This is a genomic window from Lacrimispora sp. 38-1, from assembly GCF_049890855.1.
GTDB lineage: Bacteria > Bacillota > Clostridia > Lachnospirales > Lachnospiraceae > Lacrimispora.
In genome coordinates this window covers 1-1,817 of record NZ_JBANEW010000041.1, presented here as the reverse complement: position 1 = coordinate 1,817, position 1,817 = coordinate 1, and the positions used below count along the sequence as shown (strand labels likewise).

General features: G+C 37.6%; 1 protein-coding gene. It reads right to left on the bottom strand.

Annotated features, from left to right (window positions below):
- Positions 1–81: 81 nt before the first annotated feature.
- Entirely contained in the window at positions 82–1,386 is a 1,305-nt protein-coding gene (ltrA, locus tag V7D18_RS08210; protein ID WP_426153230.1) for a group II intron reverse transcriptase/maturase, read from the bottom strand.
- Positions 1,387–1,817 lie beyond the last annotated feature (431 nt).

The following is a 1,817-nucleotide window of genomic DNA, read 5'->3' as shown; positions in this document are numbered from 1 at the left end:
AATAGAGTAGAGAAATAATTGCTAAGAATTATTTCCCTCTCATTGAACCGTACGTACGGGTCTCGTATACGGCTCTACAACTTATATTCCAACTTTTCTTAGATAGTAATTTAAAGGATTGAGCAAACCAGCTCCGTCCTTTATTTTATTTTCAAGCAAATCTGGACTTATGATAAAGTTCACAACATTCATTCCGCTTTGTCTGTACCAACCGAGCCTTGAATTTGCTACTTTGTAAATTGATTCATGGTCGAATCCATTCTTATTCTTCTTATTGAGATAGCATAGATTTCTATATATTGTCTTAGGTGTTTTCCATTGCTTTATAACAATCACTCTTATCTTGTGCCTAAGCCATGCTCCAAACTCTTGCATGAACGTTTTCATCATTCCAATTCTAAAGTAATTAATCCATCCCCTGACTACTTCATTCACTCGCTTAATGGTTACTGCAAGTGGACGTGCCATAGCTTTGTTTCTTTTGAGGTATTCACTCAATTTCTGCTTTAGCTTCTTTTTCTTTTCTGTGGTAGGTTTTACTTCCCATTCACCACCGTGATTTAGAAAAGTGAATCCAAGATATTTACTTCTTGTTGGTCTGACTACTTTTGTTTTGGTTGCATTCACTTTTAGAAAAAGTTTTCTTTCTATCCAATCTGTGATGGATTTCATCACTCTATTGGCTGCCATCTCACTTTTGGTGAACACCATTGTATCGTCAGCATACCTTGTAAAACGAAGTCCTCTTTGCTCCAGTTCCTTATCTAATTTATCAAGATATACATTAGATAGTACAACTGAAAGGGGACCTCCCTGTGGCACACCGCTTGTTGTAGCTTTCTCTAGTCCTTTTTCCATTGCTCCCGCTTTCAGGTATTTCCGAATCAGGTTCAATGTAGTACTGTCATTTACTTGTTCTCTAAGAATTTGAATTAATTTGTCATGATTTACTTTATCAAAGAACTGCTCTATATCAATATCTATTACCCATTCATATCCCTCATTCAGATACTCCAATGCTTGTTTTATGGCATCATGACAACTTCTTCCTGGTCTAAAGCCATAACTAAACTCACTGAATAGTTCTTCATAAATATCTATAATGGGCTGAGCAATAGCTTGTTGTACTACTCTATCTAAGACTGTTGGAATTCCTAATGGTCTCATTTTTCCATTATCTTTCGGGATATAAACTCTACGTACTGGCTTTGGCATATAGGTTCGGTTTCTAATTGACTGGACTATTTCATCTTTGTTTTCCTTGATGTATTCACCAAGTTCCTCGACTTTCATTCCATCAACTCCGCCTGCTCCTTTGTTTGCCACTACTTTCTTATAGGCTCTGTTTAGATTTTCTTTTGATGTAATCACATCTATTAATTCCATTCGTTGTTACTCCTCTGATTATTACAAAATTTATGCATAACACCCCTCTCGATATAGACAGTATTCCTCGGTTACGTTCCTACTTTTCCCGTCCATCTGATTTCTGGTTTATGCACCATTCTCTTAATAACGATTTGTACTATAAATCGTTTCAGTCCTTCAGCTGTTACGCCTACTATGACATCATCTGACTCCCTCCCTAAACCTTTTTCGACCACATCTTTCGATGTGTGGGTAGGGTCTCCCAAGGTAAGACACTAATCTTTCATTCCACAACCTCTTGATTTACAACTTCGGTTTACGTTTACCTTTTGGGCTTCGGCTTGTTGAGCAACCTTACCCACCTCATCGCCTTATCAAGTTTCTGTTCGTAGGCTCAAGAACTTTGCTATGCGCTTCCTTCATCTATGCCATTACTGACACCAACTTGC

Coding starts and splice junctions, on each gene's coding strand:
- ltrA (WP_426153230.1), bottom strand. CDS start 1,386: ATGGAATTAATAGATGTGATTACATCAAAAGAAAATCTAAACAGAGCC.